The organism is Pseudomonas sp. MPDS (assembly GCF_013283895.1).
Lineage (GTDB): Bacteria > Pseudomonadota > Gammaproteobacteria > Pseudomonadales > Pseudomonadaceae > Aquipseudomonas > Aquipseudomonas rhizophila.
Genome location: NZ_CP054128.1, coordinates 1086337 through 1111202, shown reverse-complemented (window position 1 = coordinate 1111202; position 24866 = coordinate 1086337). Strand labels below are relative to the sequence as shown.

24 protein-coding genes are annotated in these 24866 nt (G+C 61.3%); 10 read left to right on the top strand and 14 right to left on the bottom strand.

Annotated elements, in window-relative coordinates:
* Positions 1-87 precede the first annotated feature (87 nt).
* Positions 88-417, bottom strand: coding sequence for a DUF1820 family protein (locus HQ912_RS04865; protein ID WP_016773045.1), 330 nt, complete (start codon positions 415-417; stop codon positions 88-90).
* Positions 418-550: 133 nt separating this feature from the next.
* Here HQ912_RS04865 and miaB point away from each other — a divergent pair, with 133 nt between their 5' ends.
* The 5 genes from miaB to lnt all read left to right on the top strand — a co-directional run bounded on the left by miaB (position 551) and on the right by lnt (position 5987).
* The gene (miaB, locus tag HQ912_RS04860; RefSeq protein WP_172833785.1) at positions 551-1879 is read left to right on the top strand and encodes a tRNA (N6-isopentenyl adenosine(37)-C2)-methylthiotransferase MiaB; all 1329 of its coding nucleotides are present in this window, start codon (positions 551-553) and stop codon (positions 1877-1879) included.
* Between the two features lie 215 nt (positions 1880-2094).
* Entirely contained in the window at positions 2095-3105 is a 1011-nt protein-coding gene (locus HQ912_RS04855; protein ID WP_047229508.1) for a PhoH family protein, read from the top strand.
* The gene (gene ybeY / locus HQ912_RS04850) at positions 3098-3556 is read left to right on the top strand and encodes an rRNA maturation RNase YbeY (RefSeq protein WP_047229507.1); all 459 of its coding nucleotides are present in this window, start codon (positions 3098-3100) and stop codon (positions 3554-3556) included. Before HQ912_RS04855 ends, ybeY begins: the two co-directional genes overlap by 8 nt.
* A 40-nt stretch (positions 3557-3596) precedes the next feature.
* Positions 3597-4436, top strand: coding sequence for an HlyC/CorC family transporter (locus tag HQ912_RS04845; protein WP_025215634.1), 840 nt, complete (start codon positions 3597-3599; stop codon positions 4434-4436).
* A 27-nt stretch (positions 4437-4463) separates the two neighbouring features.
* Positions 4464-5987 carry an apolipoprotein N-acyltransferase gene (lnt, locus tag HQ912_RS04840; protein WP_173406524.1) on the top strand — a complete coding sequence of 508 codons (1524 nt, stop codon included), beginning with the start codon at positions 4464-4466 and terminating at the stop codon, positions 5985-5987.
* Between the two features lie 141 nt (positions 5988-6128).
* On the opposite strand, the gene HQ912_RS04835 is transcribed toward lnt, so the two are convergent.
* Positions 6129-6890 (bottom strand): YdcF family protein, encoded by a 762-nt coding sequence (locus HQ912_RS04835; RefSeq protein ID WP_047229505.1) that lies wholly within the window; start codon positions 6888-6890, stop codon positions 6129-6131.
* A 103-nt stretch (positions 6891-6993) separates the two neighbouring features.
* Positions 6994-7314, bottom strand: a complete 321-nt coding sequence (locus HQ912_RS04830) for a hypothetical protein (RefSeq protein ID WP_047229504.1) — start codon at positions 7312-7314, stop codon at positions 6994-6996.
* Between the two features lie 293 nt (positions 7315-7607).
* Between HQ912_RS04830 and leuS the strand changes: the two genes are divergently transcribed.
* From leuS to HQ912_RS04805, 5 genes are all read left to right on the top strand, one after another.
* Positions 7608-10214 carry a leucine--tRNA ligase gene (gene leuS / locus HQ912_RS04825; protein ID WP_173406523.1) on the top strand — a complete coding sequence of 869 codons (2607 nt, stop codon included), beginning with the start codon at positions 7608-7610 and terminating at the stop codon, positions 10212-10214.
* Between the two features lie 88 nt (positions 10215-10302).
* On the top strand, positions 10303-10908 hold the full coding sequence (lptE, locus tag HQ912_RS04820; RefSeq protein ID WP_107321820.1) for an LPS assembly lipoprotein LptE: 606 nt from the start codon (positions 10303-10305) through the stop codon (positions 10906-10908).
* A gap of 39 nt (positions 10909-10947) precedes the next feature.
* Complete coding sequence (gene holA / locus HQ912_RS04815; protein ID WP_047229501.1) at positions 10948-11985, top strand: DNA polymerase III subunit delta; 1038 nt, start codon at positions 10948-10950, stop codon at positions 11983-11985.
* A gap of 275 nt (positions 11986-12260) precedes the next feature.
* The gene (gene arfA, locus HQ912_RS04810) at positions 12261-12425 is read left to right on the top strand and encodes an alternative ribosome rescue factor ArfA (protein WP_076383504.1); all 165 of its coding nucleotides are present in this window, start codon (positions 12261-12263) and stop codon (positions 12423-12425) included.
* A 73-nt stretch (positions 12426-12498) separates the two neighbouring features.
* Positions 12499-13821: a lytic murein transglycosylase gene (locus HQ912_RS04805; protein ID WP_107321819.1), complete on the top strand. Its 1323-nt coding sequence runs from the start codon at positions 12499-12501 to the stop codon at positions 13819-13821.
* Positions 13822-13924: 103 nt separating this feature from the next.
* Here HQ912_RS04805 and HQ912_RS04800 read toward each other — a convergent pair whose 3' ends face one another.
* From HQ912_RS04800 to rlmH, 11 genes are all read right to left on the bottom strand, one after another.
* Entirely contained in the window at positions 13925-14881 is a 957-nt protein-coding gene (locus HQ912_RS04800) for an LD-carboxypeptidase (protein WP_173406522.1), read from the bottom strand.
* Positions 14882-15041: 160 nt separating this feature from the next.
* Positions 15042-15443, bottom strand: coding sequence for a hypothetical protein (locus tag HQ912_RS04795; protein WP_173406521.1), 402 nt, complete (start codon positions 15441-15443; stop codon positions 15042-15044).
* Positions 15444-15945: 502 nt separating this feature from the next.
* Positions 15946-16968, bottom strand: coding sequence for a lipoyl synthase (lipA, locus tag HQ912_RS04790; protein ID WP_047229497.1), 1023 nt, complete (start codon positions 16966-16968; stop codon positions 15946-15948).
* Between the two features lies 1 nt (position 16969).
* Positions 16970-17617 carry a lipoyl(octanoyl) transferase LipB gene (lipB, locus tag HQ912_RS04785; protein ID WP_047229496.1) on the bottom strand — a complete coding sequence of 216 codons (648 nt, stop codon included), beginning with the start codon at positions 17615-17617 and terminating at the stop codon, positions 16970-16972.
* Positions 17617-17892 carry a DUF493 domain-containing protein gene (locus HQ912_RS04780; RefSeq protein ID WP_047229495.1) on the bottom strand — a complete coding sequence of 92 codons (276 nt, stop codon included), beginning with the start codon at positions 17890-17892 and terminating at the stop codon, positions 17617-17619. The genes lipB and HQ912_RS04780 overlap by 1 nt, the downstream gene beginning before the upstream one ends.
* A gap of 81 nt (positions 17893-17973) precedes the next feature.
* A complete protein-coding gene (locus HQ912_RS04775) occupies positions 17974-19131 on the bottom strand; it encodes a D-alanyl-D-alanine carboxypeptidase family protein (protein ID WP_047229494.1) in 1158 nt (385 codons plus the stop codon).
* A gap of 170 nt (positions 19132-19301) precedes the next feature.
* Positions 19302-20327 carry a septal ring lytic transglycosylase RlpA family protein gene (locus HQ912_RS04770; RefSeq protein ID WP_047229493.1) on the bottom strand — a complete coding sequence of 342 codons (1026 nt, stop codon included), beginning with the start codon at positions 20325-20327 and terminating at the stop codon, positions 19302-19304.
* Complete coding sequence (gene mltB / locus HQ912_RS04765) at positions 20327-21337, bottom strand: lytic murein transglycosylase B (protein ID WP_047229492.1); 1011 nt, start codon at positions 21335-21337, stop codon at positions 20327-20329. The genes HQ912_RS04770 and mltB overlap by 1 nt, the downstream gene beginning before the upstream one ends.
* A gap of 17 nt (positions 21338-21354) precedes the next feature.
* Positions 21355-22458, bottom strand: a complete 1104-nt coding sequence (gene rodA, locus HQ912_RS04760; RefSeq protein WP_047229517.1) for a rod shape-determining protein RodA — start codon at positions 22456-22458, stop codon at positions 21355-21357.
* A gap of 31 nt (positions 22459-22489) precedes the next feature.
* On the bottom strand, positions 22490-24385 hold the full coding sequence (gene mrdA, locus HQ912_RS04755; RefSeq protein ID WP_047229491.1) for a penicillin-binding protein 2: 1896 nt from the start codon (positions 24383-24385) through the stop codon (positions 22490-22492).
* A gap of 10 nt (positions 24386-24395) precedes the next feature.
* Positions 24396-24863: a 23S rRNA (pseudouridine(1915)-N(3))-methyltransferase RlmH gene (rlmH, locus tag HQ912_RS04750; RefSeq protein ID WP_173406520.1), complete on the bottom strand. Its 468-nt coding sequence runs from the start codon at positions 24861-24863 to the stop codon at positions 24396-24398.
* Positions 24864-24866: the final 3 nt, after the last annotated feature.

The window sequence follows — 24866 nt, the reverse complement described above, 5'->3', positions numbered from 1 at the left end:
TCCCCGGTGTTCACAAATAATGTGCACACAGAAGATCCAGTGTGGGAGCGAGCCCGCTCGCGATTGGGGGCAACTCAGTCTTGGCGCTTACTTCTCAGGCATCGGCATCGGAAACGGCATGACATTGCCGACCGCGCCGCGGGCTTCGCTGATTTTCGGGGTGCCCAGGCGCTCGACCTCGTCGATACGCACGATCGAATGCATCGGCACGAAGCTGCGCACCACGCCTTCGAACTGCGCCTTGAGCTTTTCTTCGCTCGGATCGACGACCATTTGCGTGCGCTCGCCAAAGACGAATTCTTCGACTTCCAGGAAGCCCCACAGATCACTTTGATAGATCTGCTTGGCGTACATTTCGAACACCTGGCCCTGGTTGAGGAAAATCACCTTGTAGATTGGAGCTTCACGTTTGGTCATGGCAGGCGAAACACATCGGCGGGTAAAAATGAGGGCGCGAACTATAGCATAGCCACTGCTCGCGCAGCGGTAGGAACCGGGTGACTTGTTCCCTATAATGCGCGGTTCTTTGAATCACGTGATGACTCCGTCCATGGCCAAGAAGCTTTACATCGAAACCCACGGTTGCCAGATGAACGAGTACGACAGCTCGCGCATGGTCGATCTGCTGGGTGAACACCAGGCCCTGGAAGTCACCGCCCGTGCCGAAGACGCCGACGTGATCCTGCTCAACACCTGTTCGATTCGCGAGCGCGCCCAGGACCGGGTGTACTCCCAGCTCGGCCGCTGGCGTGAACTGAAACTGGCCAACCCGGAAATGGTCATCGCCGTGGGCGGTTGCGTGGCCAGCCAGGAAGGCGCTGCCATTCGTGACCGCGCGCCCTACGTAGATGTGGTCTTCGGCCCGCAGACCCTGCACCGCCTGCCGGAGATGATCGACGCCGCGCGCATCACCAAACTGCCGCAGGTCGACGTTTCGTTTCCGGAAATCGAAAAATTCGACCACCTGCCCGAACCCCGTATCGACGGCCCGAGCGCCTATGTGTCGGTGATGGAAGGTTGCAGCAAGTACTGCACGTTCTGCGTGGTGCCCTATACCCGTGGTGAAGAAGTCAGCCGGCCGTTCGACGACGTCATCGCCGAAATCATCCACCTGGCGGAACACGGCGTGCGGGAAGTGACGCTGCTGGGGCAGAACGTCAACGGTTATCGCGGCCTGACCCACGATGGGCGCCTGGCGGACCTCGCCGAGCTGATCCGCGTGGTGGCGGCCGTGGAGGGCATCGACCGAATCCGCTACACCACCTCGCACCCACTGGAGTTCTCCGACAGCCTGATCCAGGCCCATGCCGAAGTGCCTGAGCTGGTCAAGCATCTGCACCTGCCGGTGCAATCGGGCTCCGACCGGATCCTGGCGGCCATGAAGCGCAACCACACGGCGCTGGAGTACAAATCCAAGCTGCGCAAACTGCGGGCGGCGGTGCCGGGAATCTGCATCAGTTCGGACTTTATCGTGGGTTTCCCCGGCGAAACCGAGAAAGATTTCCAGCAGACCATGAAGCTGATCGAAGACGTGGGTTTCGATTTTTCCTATTCCTTCGTCTACAGCCAGCGTCCCGGCACTCCGGCCGCCGATTTGGCGGACGAGACACCAGAAGAAGTGAAAAAAGAACGGCTCAACGCCTTGCAACATCGCTTGAACCAGCAAGGTTTCGAGATCAGCCGACAGATGGTCGGCTCCGTCCAGCGGATTCTGGTGACCGATTACTCGAAAAAAGACCCGGGCGAATTGCAAGGACGGACCGAAAACAACCGCATCGTCAACTTCCGCTGCGACACTCCGGCCTTGATCGGCCAGTTCGCCGACGTACACATCGACGCCGCGCAACCGCACTCCCTGCGCGGTTCGTTGGTCCAGTGACCCCGCACTTCCTGTGGGAGCGAGCTTGCTCGCGATAGCGGCATGACAGTCAATACTTATGTTGAATGTGAAGCCCCCATCGCGAGCAAGCTCGCTCTCACAGTGGTCGTGCCATGCCCTGTGATCAGATTCGCCTCTTTAAGAGCTTTCGCACCCAGCCTACTGGCGTTATCCTTGATTTCATCTTAATTGCCCCAGGGCGGCTAAAAACGACCTTGAACGCACCCATCGAACCACATCGTTTCATTCTCGAGCCCTTTGAGGCTCGCCGCTTCGCCAATCTGTGCGGGCAATTCGACGAGCATCTGCGCTTGATCGAACAGCGCCTGGCCATCGAGATCCGCAACCGCGGAAACCAGTTCGAACTGATCGGCGAACCCAAGCACACCTCCTCCGCGGAAAACTTGCTGCGCCGCCTCTATAGGGAAACCAAGGGAAGCGAGTTGTCGCCGGACACCGTCCACCTGTTCCTGCAGGAGTCGGCCCTCGAAGAACTCGAGAACCACGCTCCGTCGGAACCTGCCGTGGCCTTGCGCACGAAAAAAGGCATGATTCGCCCTCGCGGCTTGAATCAGCAGCGCTACGTGAAGGAAATCCTGGGCAACGACATCAACTTCGGCATCGGTCCGGCCGGTACCGGCAAGACCTATCTGGCCGTGGCCTGCGCCGTCGATGCGCTGGAACGCGAACAGGTGCGCCGCATCCTGCTGGTGCGCCCGGCGGTTGAAGCGGGGGAAAAACTCGGTTTCCTGCCCGGCGACCTGGCCCAGAAAATCGACCCGTACTTGCGTCCGCTGTATGACGCGCTGTACGAAATGCTCGGCTTCGAATACGTCGCCAAGCTGATCGAACGCCAGGTCATCGAGGTCGCGCCGCTGGCCTATATGCGTGGCCGTACGCTGAACAACAGCTTCATCATCCTCGACGAAAGCCAGAACACCACGGTCGAGCAGATGAAAATGTTCCTGACCCGGATCGGCTTCGGCTCCACCGCGGTGATCACCGGGGACATCACCCAGGTCGACCTGCCCCGTGGCACCAAATCCGGGCTGAACCATGTGATCCAGGTGCTCAAGGACGTGCCGGGCATCAGTTTCACGCATTTCATGCCCAAGGACGTCGTGCGCCATCCATTGGTGCAGCGCATCGTCGAAGCCTACGAGCGCTTCGAGAATCATCAGGATGAGCTGGCGACCGCTGAGAAGGGCAATCGCCACGATGCTTGAACTTGACCTGCAACTGGCCAGCGAACGCCCCGCTCCCAGCGAAGCTCAGTTACGCCAATGGTGCGAGCTGGCCCTGCGCCAGCGCAGCGCCGACTCGGAACTGACCATCCGCCTGGTGGACGAGCCCGAAGGCCGCGAGCTGAACCACACCTGGCGGCAGAAAGACTACGCCACCAATGTGTTGTCGTTCCCCGCCGACGTGCCCGACGAACTGCTCGACATTCCGCTGCTGGGCGATCTGGTGATCTGCATCCCGGTGGTGGAGCGCGAAGCGGCCGAACAAGGCAAGACCGCTGAGGCCCACTGGGCCCATCTGGTGATTCACGGCTGCTTGCATCTATTGGGTTACGACCATATAGAAGATGACGAAGCCGAGGAAATGGAATCGCTGGAACGAACGTTGCTTGCAGAGCTGGGTCACCCCGACCCCTACGCCGGCGACGAACACTGATACATCAACCTGTAACGACAAAGGATTCAGAGTAATCGCTATGAGCGAAGATCGATCGAGCAACGGGCAGAAGTCATGGCTGGGCAAGCTCACCCAGGCTTTTGCCCATGAGCCGAAAAACCGCCAGGAGCTGCTGGAGCTGCTGCGCGATGCACACCAGAACAAACTGCTGGACAGCGAAGCGCTGGCCATCGTCGAAGGCGCCATCCAGGTCGCTGACCTGCAAGTGCGGGACATCATGGTCCCCCGTTCGCAGATGGTCAGCATCAAGGCGACCCAGACACCTCGCGAATTCCTGCCCGCCGTGGTCGATTCCGCTCATTCGCGCTACCCGGTAGTCGGCGAGAGCCATGACGACGTCATGGGCGTGCTGCTGGCCAAGGATCTGCTGCCGCTGATCCTTCAGGAGAACGGCGACAGCTTTAACATCAAGGACTTGCTGCGCCCGGCCACCTTCGTGCCCGAGTCCAAGCGCCTGAACGTGCTGCTGCGTGAATTCCGCGCCAATCACAACCACATGGCCATCGTCATCGACGAATACGGCGGCGTGGCCGGGCTGGTCACCATCGAAGACGTGCTTGAGCAGATCGTCGGCGACATCGAAGACGAGCACGACGTCGAGGAAGACAGCTACATCAAGCCGTTGCCCAGCGGCGACTTCCTGATCAAGGCCCTGACGCCGATCGAAAACTTCAACGAGTTCTTCGACAGTCAATTCTCCGACGATGAGTTCGACACCGTCGGCGGCCTGGTGATGAGTGCTTTCGGGCACCTGCCCAAGCGCAATGAAACCACGGAAATCGGTTCCTGGCGCTTTCGCATCCTGAACGCCGACAGCCGTCGGATTCACTTGCTGCGCCTGTCACCCATTGCCCGATAAACCCTGCGAGACCCGCTAAGGACACACATGCGCTGGACAACCCGCCCCGGCTGGCCCGGTAACCTGCTGGCCATGGCGGCTGGCGCGATCACCACCCTGGCCCTGGCGCCGTTCGACATCTGGCCGCTGGCACTGCTGGCGGTCGGGCTGTTCTATGCCGGTCTGCGCGAGCTTTCACCGCGCCAGGCCCTCGGCCGTGGCTGGTGCTTCGGTTTCGGCCTGTTTGGCGCCGGCACCAGCTGGATCTACGTCAGTATTCACAATTTCGGCGGTGCCTCGGTGCTGCTCGCCGGTTTCTTGATGCTGCTGTTCATCGCCGCCATTGCCTGGTTTTTCGCCCTGCCCGCCTGGCTCTGGGCCCGGTGGTTGCGGCGTAACGAGGCCCCGCTGGCCGACGCCTTGGCCTTCGCCGCCCTGTGGCTGGGCCAGGAAGCCTTTCGCGGCTGGTTCCTCACCGGGTTTCCGTGGCTGTATTCCGGTTATAGCCAACTTGACGGCCCCTTGGCCGGCCTCGCGCCGCTGGGCGGGATGTGGCTGATTTCCTTCACCCTGGCCCTGACCGCCGCGCTGCTGTACAACGCGCCACGGTTGATCCGCGCCAGGCGCAAAGGCTTTATCGCAGCGGGCGTGATCCTGCTGATCGGCCCGTGGGTCGCCGGCATGGCGCTCAAAGACCATGCCTGGACCAGCCCTTCGGGTGATGCGCTGAGCGTCGCGGCGATCCAGGGCAACATCGAACAAAGCATGAAGTGGGACCCCGAGCAGCTCAACGCGCAACTGGCGTTGTACCGCGACATGAGTTTTGCCTCCAAACGGGTCGACCTGCTGATCTGGCCGGAAACAGCTGTGCCGGTGCTCAAGGAATCTGCCCAGGGCTATCTGGACATGATGGGCACCTTCGCCGCCGAGCGAAATTCAGCGCTGATTACCGGCGTTCCGATTCGCCAACTGGTGCACCAGCAGAAGCGTTACTTCAACGGCATCACCGTGACCGGTGAAGGTGACGGCACTTATCTGAAGCAAAAACTGGTGCCATTTGGCGAATATGTGCCGTTGCAGGACATTCTGCGGGGGTTGATCGCGTTCTTCGATCTCCCCATGTCGGACTTTGCCCGGGGCCCGGCCGACCAGCCTTTGCTGCAAGCCAAGGGTTACCAGATCGCACCGTTCATCTGCTATGAAGTGGTCTACCCGGAGTTCGCCGCCGGCCTCTCGGCGCGCAGCGACCTGCTGCTGACCATCAGCAACGACACCTGGTTCGGCACCTCGATCGGCCCGCTGCAACACCTGCAAATGGCACAGATGCGCGCCCTGGAAGCCGGTCGCTGGATGATCCGCTCCACCAACAACGGCGTCACCGGCCTGATCAACCCCTTCGGCCAGATCACCGTACAGATCCCGCAATTCGAGCGTGGCGTACTGTACGGCGAAGTCGTGCCGATGCACGGGCTGACGCCCTACCTGCAATGGCGCTCGTGGCCGCTGATCATCGTGTGCGTGTTGCTGCTGGGCTGGGCGTTGATGGCGGGACGGATGGCCAAGACGGTTTAAGGTTGCTCGTTCCCACGCTCCGCGTGGGAATGCAGCCCGTGACGCTCCGCGTCATTGGTGGCCGACGCCAGCCCGCCTTGGAACGCAGAGCGTCCCTTGAGGCGTACCCACGCAGGAGCGTGGGAACGATCCGGGAACACTTCAACGATAAAACAACCTATACCCCACCTGCCCCACCGCCTCGTTCATCAACTGCCCCGATTGCCAGATCGACTTGAACTCCGGCATCCAGCCGCCCAGCGGGCGGGCATTGTCCTGCCCCAGAAAGCCCACCGGTGCAGGAACCACTTCAAACCCCGAGCGCTCGAAACTCCAGACTGCCCGTGGCATGTGCGACGCATGGGTCACCACCACGACTCGTCTGATGCCCTGCGGCAGCAACATCTCGGCGCTCATCTGGGCGTTTTCCCAGGTCGTGCGACTGCGCCCTTCCTGCCAGCGCACGGTGACACCAAAATCATCGAGCATCGAATCGGCCATCAATTTCGCTTCACTCGGCGGGGAGCCATAGTGCAAGCCGCCGCTGGTCAGCACCGGCAATCCCGATGCCTTGGCCAGTCGCGCCGCATACCGCTGGCGCTCCAGACCGATGCCGGTGGGCTGGTCGGTACCCCAGGCCAGGTCACCGCGATCGCGGCCCGAACCAAGCAACACGATGGCATCGGCACGTTGCGCCAGCGTCCCCCATTCGCTGCGAGGCAGCGGTGGCTCGCGCTCCAGCGCCTTGGCGCTCCATTGCACCACCACAGGCAAACTCATCAGCCAGAAACCGCCCACCCCTGCAATGAAACACAGGCGAGCCAGGCGCGGCCGGGAGTTGCGCCACCACCAGGCAAGCACCAACAGCAGCAAAAGAATGCCGGGCGGCAATAAAAGTTGTTTGATGAAATAGCGAAACGGCATCGGGCATCTCCATAGATGCCCGAAGCCTAGGTGGGTTGACGCAAAGCGACAACAGATTCGAAATAACCTTGAACCAAAAAAAGCGACAAGCGTGAATCCGGCTTTACTTGAACTGCAGTGACCGGACTTTTACAGCATCCCTGGTGGGCGTCCGATCCTTGAGCCATACAACCTTGGCCGAACGGGGCGTATCGAGGCGCTTGAGTAGCTGAGCCCCACTTGTGGGGGCTTGATGCCCGACCTGCTCAAGGTAAGCCTTGACCAGCTCGAACTCTGCGGGGGTCAAGCCACGCAGTTCCAGCTCTGCCGGGCGTTCATCGCGCAAGCGACCGGCGGTTCTTGCAGCGTCCAGGGCCACCCCGAGACGATCGATCAGTTTTTCGTACAACTCAGGTGTAGTTACTTTACGTTGTGATTCAACCATCCCTCACCTCATTGAAGATAAGACTCACTCCCCATTGAGAAGCTTAGCTTCGCTGGGCAAACCGGCAGGGCGCCGCGACCAACGGCCCTGAACAGCGGCCGTCACCGGGTATCGACAATGCCCCGGCACGCAATCAGGGTTTCCCTCGGCAGAGCACGGTCATGTATGCTACGGCGCTTCCTGTAACTCCACTTCCAGCTCGGCTGGGCATCGAAAACGCCGCATCAGGCGTCGTCTGCGTCCAGCATGGCAACGAAGAGGATTGGGCCACCCCATTCAGTACAAAAGTAGCCATGCACGAACACTATCAGCCCCGTGAAATCGAAGCCGCCGCCCAGTCGTTCTGGGACGAGCAAAAGTCCTTTGAAGTCAGTGAACAGCCAGGCAAGGAGACTTACTACTGCCTGTCGATGTTCCCTTACCCCAGCGGCAAGCTACACATGGGGCATGTGCGCAACTACACCATCGGCGATGTGATCTCCCGCTACCAGCGCATGCAAGGCAAGAATGTCCTGCAACCCATGGGTTGGGACGCTTTCGGCATGCCGGCGGAAAACGCCGCGATGAAGAACAACGTGGCCCCCGCCAAGTGGACCTACGAAAACATCGCCTACATGAAGACCCAGCTGCGCAGCCTGGGCCTGGCGGTGGACTGGTCCCGCGAGGTCACCACCTGCAAGCCTGATTACTACCGCTGGGAACAATGGCTGTTCACCCGCCTGTTCGAAAAAGGTGTGATCTACCGCAAGAACGGCACCGTGAACTGGGACCCGGTGGACCAGACCGTACTGGCCAACGAGCAAGTGATCGACGGTCGCGGCTGGCGCTCCGGCGCGCTGATCGAAAAGCGCGAAATCCCGATGTACTACTTCAAGATCACCGCCTACGCGGATGAACTGCTGGAGAGTCTCGACGAGCTGACCGGCTGGCCTGAACAGGTCAAGACCATGCAGCGCAACTGGATCGGCAAGTCCCGGGGCATGGAAGTGCAGTTCCCCTACGACGTCGCCTCCATTGGCGAAGCGGGCAATCTGAAAGTCTTCACCACCCGTCCGGATACCCTGATGGGCGCTACCTATGTCGCCGTGGCCGCCGAGCATCCGCTGGCGACCCTGGCCGCCCGCAACAACCCCGAGCTGCAGGCGTTCATTGCCGAATGCAAAGGTGGCAGCGTCGCGGAAGCCGATGTCGCCACTCAAGAGAAGAAAGGCCTGCCGACCTCGCTGTTCGTCGAGCATCCGCTCACCGGCGAAAAACTCCCGGTATGGGTCGCCAACTATGTGCTGATGCACTACGGCGACGGCGCCGTCATGGCTGTTCCGGCCCACGACGAGCGCGATTTCGAATTCGCCCACAAGTACAACCTGCCGATCAAGGCTGTGGTGCGTACCAGCGCCGGTGACCAGACCCCGGCGCCATGGCAGGACGCTTATGGCGAACACGGCGAACTGATCAACTCCGGCGAGTTTGACGGCCTGGACTTCCCCGGCGCGTTCGACGCCATCGAAGTGGCCCTGATCAAGAAAAACCTCGGTGCCTCCCGCACCCAGTTCCGCCTGCGGGACTGGGGCATCAGCCGCCAGCGCTACTGGGGCTGCCCGATTCCGATCGTGCACTGCGATACTTGCGGTGACGTACCGGTACCGGAAGATCAACTGCCCGTGGTCCTGCCCGAAGACGTGGTACCCGACGGCGCCGGCTCGCCCCTGGCGCGCATGCCCGATTTCTACGAGTGCAGTTGCCCGAAATGCGGCGCGCCGGCCCGGCGTGAAACCGACACCATGGACACGTTCGTCGAGTCCTCGTGGTACTACGCCCGCTACGCCTCGCCGCACTATGAAGGCGGCCTGGTGGAAAAATCCGCGGCTGACCACTGGTTGCCGGTGGATCAGTACATCGGCGGCATCGAACACGCCATTCTCCACCTGCTCTACGCGCGCTTCTTCCACAAGCTGATGCGTGACGAAGGCCTGGTGAGCTCCAACGAGCCGTTCAAGAACCTGCTGACCCAAGGCATGGTGATCGCCGAGACTTACTATCGTCGCGAAGCCAACGGTGCCTACACCTGGTACAACCCGGCCGACGTCGAACTCGAACGCGACAGCAAAGCCAAGGTCATCAGCGCCAAACTGATCGCCGACGGCCTGCCGGTGGAAATCGGCGGCACCGAGAAGATGGCCAAGTCGAAGAACAACGGCGTCGACCCGCAGTCGATGATCGACCAGTTCGGCGCCGACACCTGCCGCCTGTTCATGATGTTCGCCTCGCCACCCGACATGAGCGCGGAATGGTCCGACTCCGGCGTCGAAGGTTCGCACCGCTTCCTCAAGCGCGTCTGGCGTCTGGCTCAAGCCCACGTCACTCAGGGCCTGCCGGGCAAACTGGACGTCGCCGGCCTGAACGACGAGCAGAAAGCCGTTCGCCGTTCGATCCACCTGGCCATCAAGCAGGCCAGCCATGACGTCGGCCAGAACCACAAATTCAACACCGCCATCGCCCAGGTGATGACGCTGATGAATGTCCTGGAAAAAGCCGCGCAAGGCACCGAACAGGATCGCGCCCTGGTTCACGAAGGTCTGGAAGCCGTGACGCTGCTGCTGGCTCCGATCACGCCGCACATCAGCCACGAGCTGTGGAACCGCCTGGGCCACGCTGACCCGGTGATTGACGCCAGCTGGCCGGTGGTGGACGAAACCGCGCTGGTGCAGGACAGCCTGACCCTGGTCATCCAGGTCAACGGCAAACTGCGCGGCCAGATCGAAATGCCGGCCGCCGCCACTCGCGAAGAAATCGAAGCCGCCGCACGGGCCAATGAAAACGTGTTGCGCTTCGTCGATGGCCTGACGATCCGCAAAGTGATCGTCGTGCCCGGCAAACTGGTCAACATCGTCGCAAGCTAATTGGATCGGGCGCCGGCTTGGGCCGGGCGCCGAATATAACCTGCGGGGTCGCACTGTCGAGCCATAGGGTTTCAAGGGGAGCAACAAGATGATCAAACGTAATCTGCTGGTAATGGGCCTGGCGGTCCTGTTGAGCGCCTGCGGCTTCCAGCTGCGCGGCACCGGCACCACCGAGCTGGCCATCACGGAGCTGGACCTCAGCGCCCGGGACGCTTATGGCGAGACCGTGAAGATGCTGCGCGACTCACTGGAAAACAGCGGCGTGAAGGTCTACAACGGCGCGCCGTACAAACTGGTGCTGACCAGTGAACAGCAAAGCCAGCGCAGCCTGAGTTACGCCGGTGCCGGTCGCTCGGCCGAGTACGAACTCAACAACGTCCTGAGCTATGAGATCCGCGGCCAGAACAATCTGGTGCTGCTGGACGACAAACTGCAAGTGCAGAAGGTCTACCTGCACGATGGCAACAACATCACCGGTTCCGACCAGGAGTCGAGCGAAGTACGTGTCGAAATGCGTCGTGACCTCGTGCAACGCATGATGCTGCGCCTGCAACAACTGAGCCCAGCCCAACTGGACCAGTTGCAGCAGACCGCCGACGCCCGCGCCAAGGCAGAAGCCGACGCACTGGAAGCGGCACGCAAGGCTGAAGCGGAAACCCCGCAACAGTCGCCGATGCAAATCCCCTCTGAATAAGCCTTGCGGGGCGCTCCGGCGCCCCGCTCGCCTTCTCTTATGAAGCTCGCTCCCGCCCAACTCGGCAAACACCTGCAAGGCGCCCTCGCGCCGGTCTACATCATCAGTGGCGATGATCCGCTGCTGTGCCAGGAAGCCGCCGACGCCATTCGCTCTGCCGCCCGTCAGCAAGGCTTCGACGAACGCCAGGTGTTCGCCGCCGACGCCAGTTTCGACTGGGGCACGCTGTTGCAGGCTGGGGCGAGCATGTCGCTGTTCGCGGAAAAACGCCTGCTGGAACTGCGCTTGCCATCCGGCAAACCCGGTGACAAGGGCGCCGCCGCGCTGATCGAATATTGCTCACGACCGGCTGAAGACACGGTGTTGCTCATCAGCCTGCCAAAACTCGACGGCAGTGCGCAAAAAACCAAATGGGGCAAGGCCCTGGTTGAAGGTCAGCAGACCCAGTTCGTACAGATCTGGCCGGTGGACGTCAGCCAGTTGCCCAGCTGGATCCGCCAGCGCCTGTCCCAGGCCGGCCTATCGGCTAGCCAGGATGCGGTGGAACTGATCGCCGCCCGGGTCGAAGGCAACCTGCTGGCCGCCGCTCAGGAAATCGAAAAGCTCAAGCTGATGGCCGAGGGCGGGCAGATCACCGTGGAAACGGTACAGGCCGCTGTGGCCGACAGTGCGCGTTTCGATGTGTTCGGGCTGACCGATGCGATCCTCAACGGTGAAGCCGCCCACGCCCTGCGCATGCTCGAGGGCTTGCGGGGCGAAGGCGTCGAGCCTCCGGTGATCCTCTGGGCCCTGGCCCGAGAGTTGCGCCTGCTGGCCAACCTCTCATTGCAATACAGCCAGGGTGTACCGTTGGACAAGGCTTTCAGCCAAGCCCGTCCGCCGGTGTGGGACAAACGCAAGCCGCTGATGAGCAAGGCCCTGCAACGCTACTCGGCACCGCGCTGGGCACAACTGCTGCTCGAAGCCCAGCGCATCGATGCGCAGATCAAAGGTCAGGCGGCAGGGTCGCCATGGATGAGCCTGAGCCGCTTGTCGCTGTTGATGGCTGGGCAGCGACTCCCTTTGCCCGCTGAGTAGTCACTCGGCAGAAGCACACTGCATACCTGTGGCGAGGGGATTTATCCCCGCTGGGTTGCGAAGCAACCCCAAAACTAGGCGCCGTGGAGTGTCAGGCAGTTTGTAATGGGGACGCTTCGCGCCCCAGCGGGGATAAATCCCCTCGCCACGGGTCATCTTCCACCACAAGTTGCGTGTCCGTCTGATGACACTTCTTGCACACCCCAGGGACTGGACAACCTCCCGACTCTGCCCCATGATTTGCTCCGCAAAACCACCCCACGAGAGATCCCATCATGAGCAACAAGCCATCCAAGCATGGCCCCAACAAGGCCAAATCCATCATCGCCCAGCCCCTGTTCCGCAGCCGCCAGGAACGACCCGCCAAGGGCAAAGGCAGCTACCGCCGCGAAGCCTTCCAGTCTGACAACTGGGAGGCTTCTTGCTTTGTGGCGGCTTGAAACACCCGGACCAGCCCTATTCTCCTTTGCGCATGATAAGGTCAGCATCTGATTTGTTTATCTGGACCCGTGCATGCCCTTTTGTCTTTCCCGTCGTTGGCCCCTGCGCCAATTGATTGCAGCCACAAGCGTCGTTCTGCTTGTCGCCTGCGCAGAAAAACCTACCGCCGCCGACGCCCAACCGCTCAAGACCGTCCCTGCCGTGCCTGCTCCTGCCATCGTGCCGCCCGTGGTCCCGACCGGTGACAACCTGGTCATCGCCCCCACGCAAACTTTCGCCGAATGGCAAGCCGGGTTTCGCAAGCAAGCCCTGGCCGCGGGAATCCGTGCCGACCTGTTTGATCGCGCCTTTATCGGCGTCAGCCCGGACATGAGCGTCATCAAAGCCGACCGCAGCCAGCCGGAATTCAGCCGTCCGGTGTGGGAATACCTCGATGGAGCGCTGTCGCCGCTGCGAGTACGCCGGGGCCAGACACTGGTCCAACAGCATGCCGACATCCTGCAAAGCATCGAGCAGCGCTATGGCGTCGACCGCCAGGCCTTGGTTGCGGTGTGGGGCATGGAAAGCAACTTCGGTCAGTTCCAGGGCACCAAGTCGGTGATCAACTCCCTGGCGACCCTGGCCTATGAAGGGCGACGCCCGGGGTTTGCCCATGCGCAGCTGATCGCCGCACTGCAGATCCTGCAAGACGGCGACATCGCTCCGGAAAAAATGCTCGGTTCCTGGGCCGGAGCCATGGGCCAGACCCAGTTCATTCCCACCACGTACAACACCCACGCGGTGGATTTCGATGGTGACGGCCGCCGCGATATCTGGGGCAGCGCCACCGACGCCCTGGCCTCGACCGCGCACTACCTGCAAAGCTCTGGCTGGCAGCGCGGACAGCCGTGGGGCTTCGAGGTACAGCTCAAAGAAGGGTTCGACTACCCGCTGGCCGACGGCGCGATCCGCAAACCCGTCTCCGAATGGCTGCAACTGGGCGTCAGCCTGCCCAACGGCAGCCAGGTCCCAGCCGGCGCCGAACACTTGTCGGCAGCCCTGCTGCTGCCGGCCGGCTATCGCGGGCCGGCCTTCCTGGTGCTCGATAACTTCCGCGCCATCCTCAAGTACAACAATTCCTCGTCGTACGCCCTGGCGGTGAGCTTGCTGTCAGAGCGCTTCGCCGGCGCGGGGCTGATCAGCGGGCAATGGCCAAAGGACGATCTGCCCTTGAGCCGTAGCGAACGCTTCGAACTGCAAACCTTGCTAGGCAAACACAACTTCGACGCAGGCACGCCCGACGGCATCATCGGCGCCAACACCCGCAAGGCCATACGCAGCGCCCAGCAGTCGTTCGGCTGGCCCGCGGATGGTTATCCGACGCACAAGCTGCTGGAAGGGTTGCGTAACCGCTAGATCGCCTTATGGCCGCTGCCCTCATCGCGAGCAGGCTCGCTCCCACAGCTGACTACCAAACGCGGTCCAGTGTGGGAGCGAGCCTGCTCGCGATGAGGGACTTTCAGGCAACAAGCGCTCGGCTGACCACCACATCCTGCTCCAGCACCAACCTCTTCTCCCCCGCATCCAGCGTCACCAACGCGCCCATGGGCAACGTCAGGTTCGGATCGCAATGCCCACTGCGCCAGCCGGACAACACCGGGATACCAAACGGCTCGAAGGTCTGCTGGAACAGTTTGTTCAACGCCTCAAGGTCCACCCCGGCGACATCCCCCAGCAATACACCCCGCAGCTTTGCCAGCGTGCCAGCCAGCCGTAACTGGGTCAGCAGACGGTCGATGCGGTAAAGCGGCTCGTTGATGTCTTCCACCAACAGGATCACGCCTTCGGCGTCGATTTCGTAGGGCGTGCCCATGGTCGCGGCAATCATCGACAGATTGCCCCCCAGCAAACGCCCGTAGGCGATGCCGGGTGCGACGGTAGTCAATGGATAAGCTGCGGGATGGCTCAGCACACTGCCGGCCTTCAACTGCCCACGCAACAGGCTGAAAAAAGAAGTGACGGTGGAGGGTTCCTTGTCGCCGAGAAGATCGGCGTTGAGCAACGGGCCATGAAAGGTGACAAACCCTGCATATCGGCTGATGGCCAGGTGCAAGGCGGTGATGTCGCTGTAGCCGACGAAGGGCTTGGCGTTGCGCCGCAACAGGTCGAAATCGATGCGGTCCAGCAAACGCGGGGTGCCGTAGCCGCCGCGCAGGCAAATGATCGCTTTTACTTCTGGGTCGGCGAAGGCGGCATGCAGGTCGTTGAGGCGTACTTCGTCGCTGCCGGCCAGGTAGCCGTCCTTTTCGTACACACCTGGGAATATACGCAGCTCATGGCCCCGGGCGCGCATCCATTGGATGGCTTTGTCCGTTTCCAGGTTTGCTGGACCGGCGGGGGCGATCACGGCGATCAGGCCTTCGGTCGGGAGTGCTGGGACGGGGTGATGTGGATTTAGGGTGTGAGTGGGTTCCATGAGTCTCCCGGTTTTTAGGCATGCTTATGGGTGTATATCCGTTTTTTGCGTAACGGCGGCTGGCGGTTCCGCTCTTACAGCGGGTCACTTTTGGAAGAGCCGGATGCCGGACCAACCAAAAGTAACCAAAAACGCTTTGCCCCACCACTCGGCACCTCGCTTAGGCTCGGTGTGCCCGAACGCAGGCATTGCTCCGTGGGCCCGCCGCGAAGGGCCATCCATGGCCCAGCGCGGCTATCCCGGCATCCATGCCGGGATGCCCACTGCGCAATACCTGCGTTCGGCCAGCGTGGTTTAACGGGGCGTCAAGATCAAGATCAAGATCAAGATCAAGATCAAGATCAAGATCAAGATCAAGATCAAGATCAAGATCAAGATCAAGATCAAGATCAAGATCAAGATCAAGATCAAGATCAAGATCAAGATCAAGATCAAGATCAAGATCCAAAGCAAAGCAAAGCAAAGCAAAGCAAAGCAAAGCAAAGCAAAGCAAAGCAAGAGCTGGGCATGTCCAGCATCTATGTGGCAGAACCACCACTATCGCGAGCAGGCTCGCTCCCACACTTGATCTTCAACAGCCACAACGCTCATATAACCCCCAGCCCCCCTGTGGGAGCGAGCCTGCTCGCGATGAGGCCAGCAAAGCCAGTATCCATGCAACTGAACCACCGCTTTCGCGAGCAAACCCGCTCCCACAGGGGAAACGCGATACCCCCAAACCAGGCCGGCTGTCAGGCCGCCTCGCGGTGGACGTTGATCTGGGGCGCCCCGTTAACCACGCTGGCTGAACGCAGGCATTGGTTCGTGGGTAACCCGGCATGGATGCCGGGTTAGCCGCGCTGGGCCATGGATGGCCCTTCGCGGCGGGCCCACGAACCAATGCCGGAGTGAAGGCATGCCGAGCCTAGGCGAGGCACCGAGTGGTGGGGCAAGAGCGTTTTGGTTACTTTTGCCTGGGCCAGCTTCCGGATTTTCAAAAGTGACCCGCCGTAAGGGCGGAACCACAAGTAGCCGTTACCGAAGAAACGGATATACACACCACTCCAAAAAACAACGCTAGAAAATCAAGACCCGAGCAACTCAGCCTTGACCAACTTCGCCTGCTCATCCGCATGATACGAAGACCGCACCAACGGCCCGGAAGCAACGTTCTTGAAGCCCATCTTGTACCCTTCCTCAGCAAACCAGGCAAAGGTATCCGGATGCACAAAACGCTGCACCGGCAGGTGACTACGCGAAGGCTGCAGATACTGACCCAGGGTCAGCATGTCGATGTCATGCTCACGCATGCGCTTCATGACCTCGATGACTTCTTCGTCAGTTTCCCCCAGACCCAGCATCAAGCCGGATTTGGTCGGAATGTGCGGCATCATCTGCTTGAAGCGTTGCAGCAAGGTCAACGACCACTGGTAGTCCGACCCCGGACGCGCTGCCTTGTACAGGCGCGGTACGGTTTCCAGGTTGTGGTTGAAGACATCCGGCGGCTCGGCGGCGGTGATTTGCAGTGCAATGTCCATGCGACCGCGATAGTCCGGCACCAACGTCTCAAGCTGCACGTTCGGTGACAGCTTGCGGATTTCGCGGATGCAATCGGCAAAGTGCTGGGCACCGCCGTCACGCAGGTCGTCGCGGTCCACCGAGGTGATGACCACGTACTTGAGTTTGAGGTCGGCAATGGCGATGGCCAGGCTTTCGGGTTCGTTCACGTCCAATGGCTTCGGCCGACCATGGCCGACGTCACAGAACGGGCAGCGACGGGTGCAGATGTCGCCCATGATCATGAACGTAGCGGTGCCGCCGGAGAAGCATTCCCCCAGGTTCGGGCAGGACGCTTCTTCACAGACGCTGTGCAGTTTGTGTTTGCGCAGCAGCGCCTTGATGCGGTCGACTTCCGGCGAAACCGGGATGCGCACGCGGATCCAGTCGGGTTTCTTCGGCAGTTCGGTGGTTGGGATGATCTTGACCGGGATGCGTGCAACTTTCTCGGCGCCGCGCAGCTTTACGCCGGCCTCGACCTTGGCACGCGGGGCCGGACGCTCGGTAACATCCAGCGTCGGGATCATGGTTTGCACAGCATCAGTAGTCATATCAGTCGATTCCGCCCGTGAGGGTCGTCTGCTCAGCGTAGTCGAGGTGTTTGACGAGCTGCGCGCGCAGCCGGGCACTTACCTCGGCAAATTCAATCGATCCTGTGTGATCGCACAGCTGGGTCATCGCCAGCCCCGCATAGCCACAGGGATTAATCCGTCGAAACGGCTCCATGTCCATGTCCACGTTCAACGCCAGGCCATGAAACGAACAACCATGGCGGATGCGCAAACCCAGAGAGGCAATTTTCGCCCCGTCGACGTAGACACCCGGAGCATCCGGCTTGGCCGCTGCTATCACACCGTAGCTGGCCAGCAGTTCGATCAGGCAGGTCTCCATGCGGGTGACCAGCTCGCGTACACCGAACCCCAGCTTGCGTACGTCCAGCAACAGATAGGCCACCAATTGACCGGGGCCATGGTAGGTCACCTGGCCACCGCGGTCGGTCTTCACCACCGGGATATTCCCCGGCAGCAACAGGTGTTCGGCCTTGCCGGCCTGGCCCTGGGTGAACACCGGCGGGTGTTGCACCAGCCAGACTTCGTCACCGGCGGTGGTGCCGCGGTCGTTGGTGAAGCGTTGCATGGCATGCCAGACCGGCTCGTAAGCCATCTGGCCCAGCTCGCGAAAGCCCAGCGTGCCCGGCATCACAACACCATGTGCACGAACCCGGTCGCTCGCAACTCGCTGTTGATGTCGTACAGCTGCTCCTGACCGGTGGCAATGATGTGCAACTGAATCGTCGTGTACTTGCCGTTGGTACTCTGGCGTTCGGCCAGGGTCTTGTGATCAACGGTGGCGTGTTTTTCAAGAATCGCGATGATCTTGTCCTTGAATCCCACACCGGTGTCGCCAATTACCTTGATCGGATAATCCTCGCAAGGAAACTCGATCTTTGGCGCCTTTACTTCTGAGTCTGTCATGGCGTAACGGCCTCGTAAGCCGTGATAACGCACATGGCCCCGCACCGGAAAGGAACGGGGCCATGCAGGTCAACACTTCAATCAGTTGAACAAGCCGTAGAAGAATAGACGGATGCTATCCCACATGCGGCGGAAGATACCACCTTCCTCGACCGCGTCCAGCGCAATCAGGTCGGCGCTGTGCACCACTTTGTCGTCCAGTTTGACTTCCACCTTGCCGATCACGTCGCCCTTGGCGATTGGCGCGATCATTTGCGGATTCATGGTCATGGTCGCAACCAGCTTTTTGAGCTGGCCTTTTGGCAGGGTCATGGTCAGGTCCTGAGCCAGACCGGCCTTCACCTGATTGGTGGTGCCTTTCCACACCTGGGCCTGGGCCAGTTCGGTGCCCTTCTGGTAGAAGGTCTGGGTTTCGAAGAAGCGGAAACCGTAGGTCAAGAGCTTCTGGGTTTCGGCGGCACGGGCCACTTCGCTGTTGGTGCCGAAAACGACGGCGATCAGGCGCATGCCGTCACGAACGGCCGAAGACACCATGCAATAGCCGGCCTCTTCGGTGTGGCCGGTCTTCAGGCCATCGACGGTCTTGTCGCGCCACAACAGCAGGTTGCGGTTAGGCTGCTTGATGTTGTTCCAGAAGAATTCCTTCTGGGAGTAGATGGCGTAGTGCGCCGGGTCTTCGTGAATGATCGCTCGCGCCAGAATCGCCATGTCGTGAGCCGAGGAGTAGTGCTCCGGGTTCGGCAAGCCGGTCGGGTTCATGAAGTGGCTGTTGGTCAGACCCAGGTCGCTGGCAGTCTTGTTCATCATGTCGGCGAACGCATCTTCGCTGCCGGCGATGTGCTCGGCCAGGGCGACGCTGGCGTCGTTGCCGGACTGGATGATGATGCCGTGCAGCAGGTCGCTGACGGTCACTTGCGAACCGACCTTGATGAACATCCGCGAACCGCCGGTGCGCCAGGCGTTTTCGCTGACGGTCACCGGATCGTTTTCACCGATCTGGCCACGACGGATTTCCAGGGTGGCGATGTAGGCGGTCATCAGTTTGGTCAGGCTGGCCGGTGGCAGGCGCTGGTCACCATTGCTCTCCACCAGGACCTCGCCGCTGCTGGCATCCATGAGCACAAAGGATTTGGCGGCCAGTTGAGGGGGCGCGGGCATCATCTCGACCGCGAACGCGGCAGGTGAGAGCAGCAGCGGGACTAGCAGGCAAAGGCGTTTGGCAAAGGTGGTGATGTTCATCCGTCTCTCGAAATCGCTAATGGAAACTGCCCGAAGGCAAAACTAAACAGGCAACCTTCTAACGGGTCGCCGCGTATTTAAGTTGCTCACTCACATCCCTTGCCGGGCTTTTGTTATTCGTAGAGCCAACAACCTGGCCCGCTCCAACCGCTAGCGGGCCTTCAATCAAATCATTCCGCGCTGACCAGGCTCGGCGAACCGAGATTGGCCAGGCGCACACTGTTCTGCACCTGCTGGACTTCATCCGGAGAACCGATCGGCCCCAGGCGTACCCGATGCAGTGTCTGCTGGTTGCGCACGATGGAGCTGATGAACACCGGCGCGCTGACCATCGAGCTGAGCTTGGATCTCAACAGTTCGGCAGCGTCCGGGTTGGCGAACGCGCCGACTTGCAGATACTGGCCAGACGCTGTTGCAGAAGCGTTTTTTTTTGCGTCGAGCGGCACGGGCACCACGGCGGCGGCATGTTGCTGCGGCGGCGGGGACCATTGCTCGACCGTACCGGTGGAAGCCGTCACGGTCGGCGCGGCATTTTGCGCCACTTTTGGCTCGTTGAGCATCAAAGGCGCCGGACGGCCTCGCTGGGCCCACCATTCCTGCGGATCGATGCCTTCGACCTTGACCCGCGCGGTGCCGGTTTCAGCGTAACCGAGTTTTTTTGCCGCCGCATACGACAGGTCGATGATGCGGTCGGAATAGAACGGCCCGCGGTCATTGACCCGCAGGATCACAGCCTTGTTGTTGTCCAGGTTGGTCACCCGCACATAGCTGGGCAGCGGCAAGGTCTTGTGGGCCGCGCTCATGCCATACAGGTCATAAACCTCGCCATTGGCGGTGTTCTGGCCGTGGAACTTGGTGCCATACCAGGACGCCGTGCCCGAAGCGACGTAACGCTTGGATTCGGCCATCGGGAAATACGTCTTGCCCAGCACCGTGTACGGGTTGGCCTTGTACGGGCCGGTGTGCAGGGTTGGCGTGGCGTCGGGAATGCGCGAAACATCCACGTCCCACCACGGCGCGCCGTCCTTGTGGGCCCGGTTGATGTCCAGGCCTGGCGTGGCGCGCACGGCAGTGGAGGTTTTCTGGGCCGGCGGGCGACTGGTGGAGCAACTGACGACCAGCAACGACAGCGCAGCCAGCGCTACCAGCTTCAGGGGTCCGGCTTTCAGGGGTTGATAGGTAGGCAATGCCTGCATTATTTGACGCCCCGTGCTTTGACCAGCTCTTCAGACAGCTGATGCACGGCCATGGCGTACATCACACTGCGGTTATAACGCGTAATCGCGTAGAAATTCTTCAGGCCCATCCAGTACTCAGGGCCTTGTTCGCCTTCCAGGCGAATCGCGGTGACTGGCATGTCGTCACGCAGCGCATCATGACTCGACCACCCCAGCGCCCGCAACTCCCCGACGGTCTTCGTCGGCTCGATGCCTGTGGTCAGGCCTTCGTCTACCTGGTCGCCACGCACGTCTGCACGGCTGACCACCGGCTCGCCAGGCTCCCAGCCGTGGCGCTTGAAGTAGCTGGCAACACTGCCGATGGCATCGGTCGGGTTGGTCCAGATATTAATGTGGCCATCGCCGTCGAAGTCCACCGCATAGGCGCGGAAACTGCTGGGCATGAACTGTGGCAAGCCCATGGCTCCGGCATAGGAGCCCTTGAGGGTCAACGGATCGACCTGTTCCTCACGAGCCAGCAGCAGGAACTCGCGCAGCTCCTTGCGGAAGAACTCGGCGCGCGGCGGATAGTCGAAGCCCAGGGTCGACAGCGCATCGACCACCCGGAAATTCCCGGTATTACGACCAAAAAACGTCTCGACACCAATAATAGACACGATGACCTGAGCCGGCACGCCATACTCCTGCTCGGCGCGAGCCAGCACGGCCTCGTGCTGGCGCCAGAAGTCCACGCCCCGGGCGATGCGCGCCTCGGAGATGAACATCGGCCGATACTCGCTCCACTGCTTGACCCGCTCGGCGGGCCGGGAGATCGCGTCGAGAATCGACTGCTTGCGCTGGGCCTCGCGGAACACCCCCATCAGCTGTTCACCGGCAAAACCGTAGTCGCGGGTCATTTCACCGACGAATTCGGCCACTTGCGGCGAGCCTTCATATTCGCCGGCCAGGGCGTGCGACGCACCGCCCAGGAGGCCGAACAGGCCGACCCACGGCGCAAATCGCGTCGACCAGCCACGCATTGCTTGCATTGAACTCTTCACCTTATTCAAACCTGCGCGATCCACTTGCGATGGGTATGGATCGACATCAAAACCCCAAACGCTGACAGTAGCGTCACCAGCGAAGTTCCTCCGTAGCTAATGAATGGCAACGGCACCCCCACGACCGGCAACAGGCCACTGACCATACCGATATTGACGAAAACATAAACAAAAAACGTCATGGTCAGACTGCCCGCGAGCAATTTGCCGAACAATGTCTGGGCCTGGGCGGTAATCACCAGGCCACGGCCGATCAACAACAGGTAGATCAGCAGCAGCACGCAAATACCCACCAGACCGAACTCTTCGCCCAACACGGCGATGATGAAGTCGGTGTGGCTTTCCGGCAGAAAGTCCAGGTGCGACTGGGTACCCAGCAACCACCCTTTGCCGAACACACCGCCGGAGCCGATGGCGGCCTTGGACTGGATGATGTTCCAGCCGGTGCCCAGCGGATCGCTCTCCGGGTCGAGGAACGTCAGGACCCGCTGCTTCTGGTAGTCGTGCATCACGAAGTACCACATGGCCACGGACACCGGCACGGCGGCAGCGATCACGCTGAGGATCCAGCGCCAGCGCAACCCGCCCATGAACAGCACGAAGGCGCCGCCGGCCAGGATCAGCAACGAGGTGCCGAGATCGGGCTGGCGCACGATCAGGATAAACGGGACCCCAATCAGCAGCAGGCTGATGCCCACATGCTTGAGCTGTGGCGGCAAGGTGCGCTTGGACAGATACCAGGCGATGGTCGCCGGCATGATGATTTTCAGGAACTCGGAAGGCTGGAAGCGGATCACCCCGGGGATGTTGATCCAGCGTGTCGCCCCCATGGCGTTGTGGCCCATGATGTCCACGATCACCAACAAGACCACGCCGCCCACATAGGCCAGTGGCACCCAGCGCGCCATGAACCGAGGCTCCAGTTGGGCGATAAAGATCATCGACACCAGGCCGATGCCGAATGAAGTGGCCTGCTTGGCCAGCAGGTCCCAATTCTTGCCGCTGGCCGAATACAGCACGAACAGGCTGCCGGCGGCCAGTGTCAGCAACAGGATCAACAACGGACCGTCGATGTGCATGCGCTGCAACAGAGTGGCGCGACGACGCATCACATCTTCGCTGGAGAGGATCCGGTCGAAATTATTCTTCACGGGCCGTAGCCTCCGCAGTGATGGGGCTTGCGTATTCGGGCTTGAGCTGGCCGTGTTCATCCAGCAGCCAGGCGTCCATGATCTGGCGCACCACCGGCGCGGCAACGCCGGAGCCGGACTCGCCGTTCTCGACCATCACCGACACGACGATCTTCGGGTTTTCGGCCGGTGCGAAACCAACGAACAAGGCGTGGTCGCGGTGGCGCTCCTGAACCTTGGAACGGTCGTACTTTTCGCCCTGCTTGATCGCGACCACCTGGGCCGTACCACTCTTGCCGGCAATCCGGTATTGCGCGCCGATGGCAGCCTTGCGCGCGGTGCCCCGGGCGCCGTGCATCACCTGCTGCATGCCGATATTGACCTTCTGCCAGTCCGACGGATTACGCAGGATGATGTCCGGCACCGGGTTGGGGTCCACGGGCTTCTGGCCTTCGATGGTCTTGGCCAGGTGCGGGCGATACCACTTGCCTTTGCTCGCCACCAGGGCTGTGGCCTGGGCCAGTTGCAGCGGCGTCGCCTGCATGTAGCCCTGGCCGATCCCCAGGATCAGCGTCTCACCCGGGAACCACGGCTGGCGGCGGGTCGCCCGCTTCCACTCGCGGGATGGCATCAGGCCCGGCGACTCTTCGAACATGTCCAGGGACACTTTCTGACCGAGACCGAACTTGCCCATGTAGGACGCCAGCCGGTCGATCCCCAGCTTGTGGGCCAGGTCATAGAAGTAGGTGTCGTTGGACCGCATGATCGCCGTTTCCAGATCCACGTACCCGTCGCCGGAGCGATTCCAGTTGCGGTACTTGTGGTCGTAGTTCGGCAGTTGGTAATAACCGGGGTCGTAGACCCGGCTGGAAGCGGTGATCACACCCGCGTCCAGCCCGGCAATGGCTACCGCCGGCTTGATGGTCGAACCCGGCGGATAGAGGCCGCGCAGCACGCGGTTGAACAGTGGCCGATCGATGGAATCGCGCAACTCGGCATAGGCCTTGAAACTGATGCCAGTGACGAACAGGTTCGGGTCGAAACTCGGCTGGCTGACCATCGCCAGGACCTCGCCGGTGTTCGGGTCCAGCGCCACGACAGCGCCGCGTCGGCCGCCCAACGCCGCTTCGGCGGCTTCCTGCAATTTGATGTCCAGGCTCAGGACGATATCCTTGCCGGGGATCGGGTCGGTGCGCTTGAGCACCCGCAATACGCGGCCACGGGCATTGGTCTCGACTTCCTCGTAGCCCACCTGGCCGTGCAGCTCGGCCTCGTAGAAGCGCTCGATGCCGGTCTTGCCGATGTGGTGGGTACCGCTGTAATTGACCGGGTCGAGGTTCTTGAGCTCTTTTTCGTTGATCCGCCCCATGTAGCCCACCGAATGGGCGAAGTGCGCGCCCTGGGGGTAGTGACGCACCAACTGCGCCACCACCTCAACGCCCGGCAGGCGGAACTGGTTCACGGCGATCAGGGCGATCTGCTCTTCGGTCAGCTCGAACAGGATCGGCACCGGCTCAAACGGGCGCCGGCCCTGGCGCATGCGCTTCTCGAAAATCGCCCGGTCCTCGGGGGTCAGTTGCAGCACTTCGACGATCACGTCGAGCACCTTCTGCCAATCCCCGGACCGCTCACGGGTCATGCTCAGGCTGAAGCTGGGCCGGTTATCGGCCACCACCACGCCGTTGCGGTCGAAAATCAACCCGCGAGTCGGCGGAATCGGCTGCACATGCACGCGATTGTTTTCCGACAGGGTCGAGTGGTACTCGTACTGAATCACCTGGAGGAAATACAGGCGCGCGATCAGCACACCAATCAGCGCCACGACCGCAATTGCACCGAACACGACGCGACCACGCACCAGGCGGGCGTCTTTTTCGTGGTCCTTGATGCGGATCGGCTGAGGCATGAGGGCAGGATTACTTGTGGTAAGGGTGCCCGGACAGGACTGTCCAGGCACGATACAACTGTTCGCCGATCAGAATCCGCACCAGCGGGTGCGGCAACGTCAAAGGCGACAACGACCAGCGTTGATCGGCCCGGGCACAGACTTCCGGTGCCAACCCTTCCGGGCCACCCACCATGAGGTTGACCGTGCGCGCGTCCAGCCGCCAGCGATCGAGCTCGACCGCCAGTTGCTCGGTGCTCCAAGGCTTGCCGTGCACTTCGAGCGTGACGATCCGCTCGTTCGGCCCGACCTTGGCCAACATGGCTTCGCCTTCCTGACGGATAAAGCGCGCCACATCGGCGTTCTTGCCGCGGGTGTTGAGCGGAATTTCCACCAGTTCCAGGGCCAGCTCGGAAGGAAGACGCTTGGCATATTCATGCCAGCCTTCTTCCACCCACTTGGGCATGCGGGAACCGACGGCGATCAGGCGCAGTCGCACAGC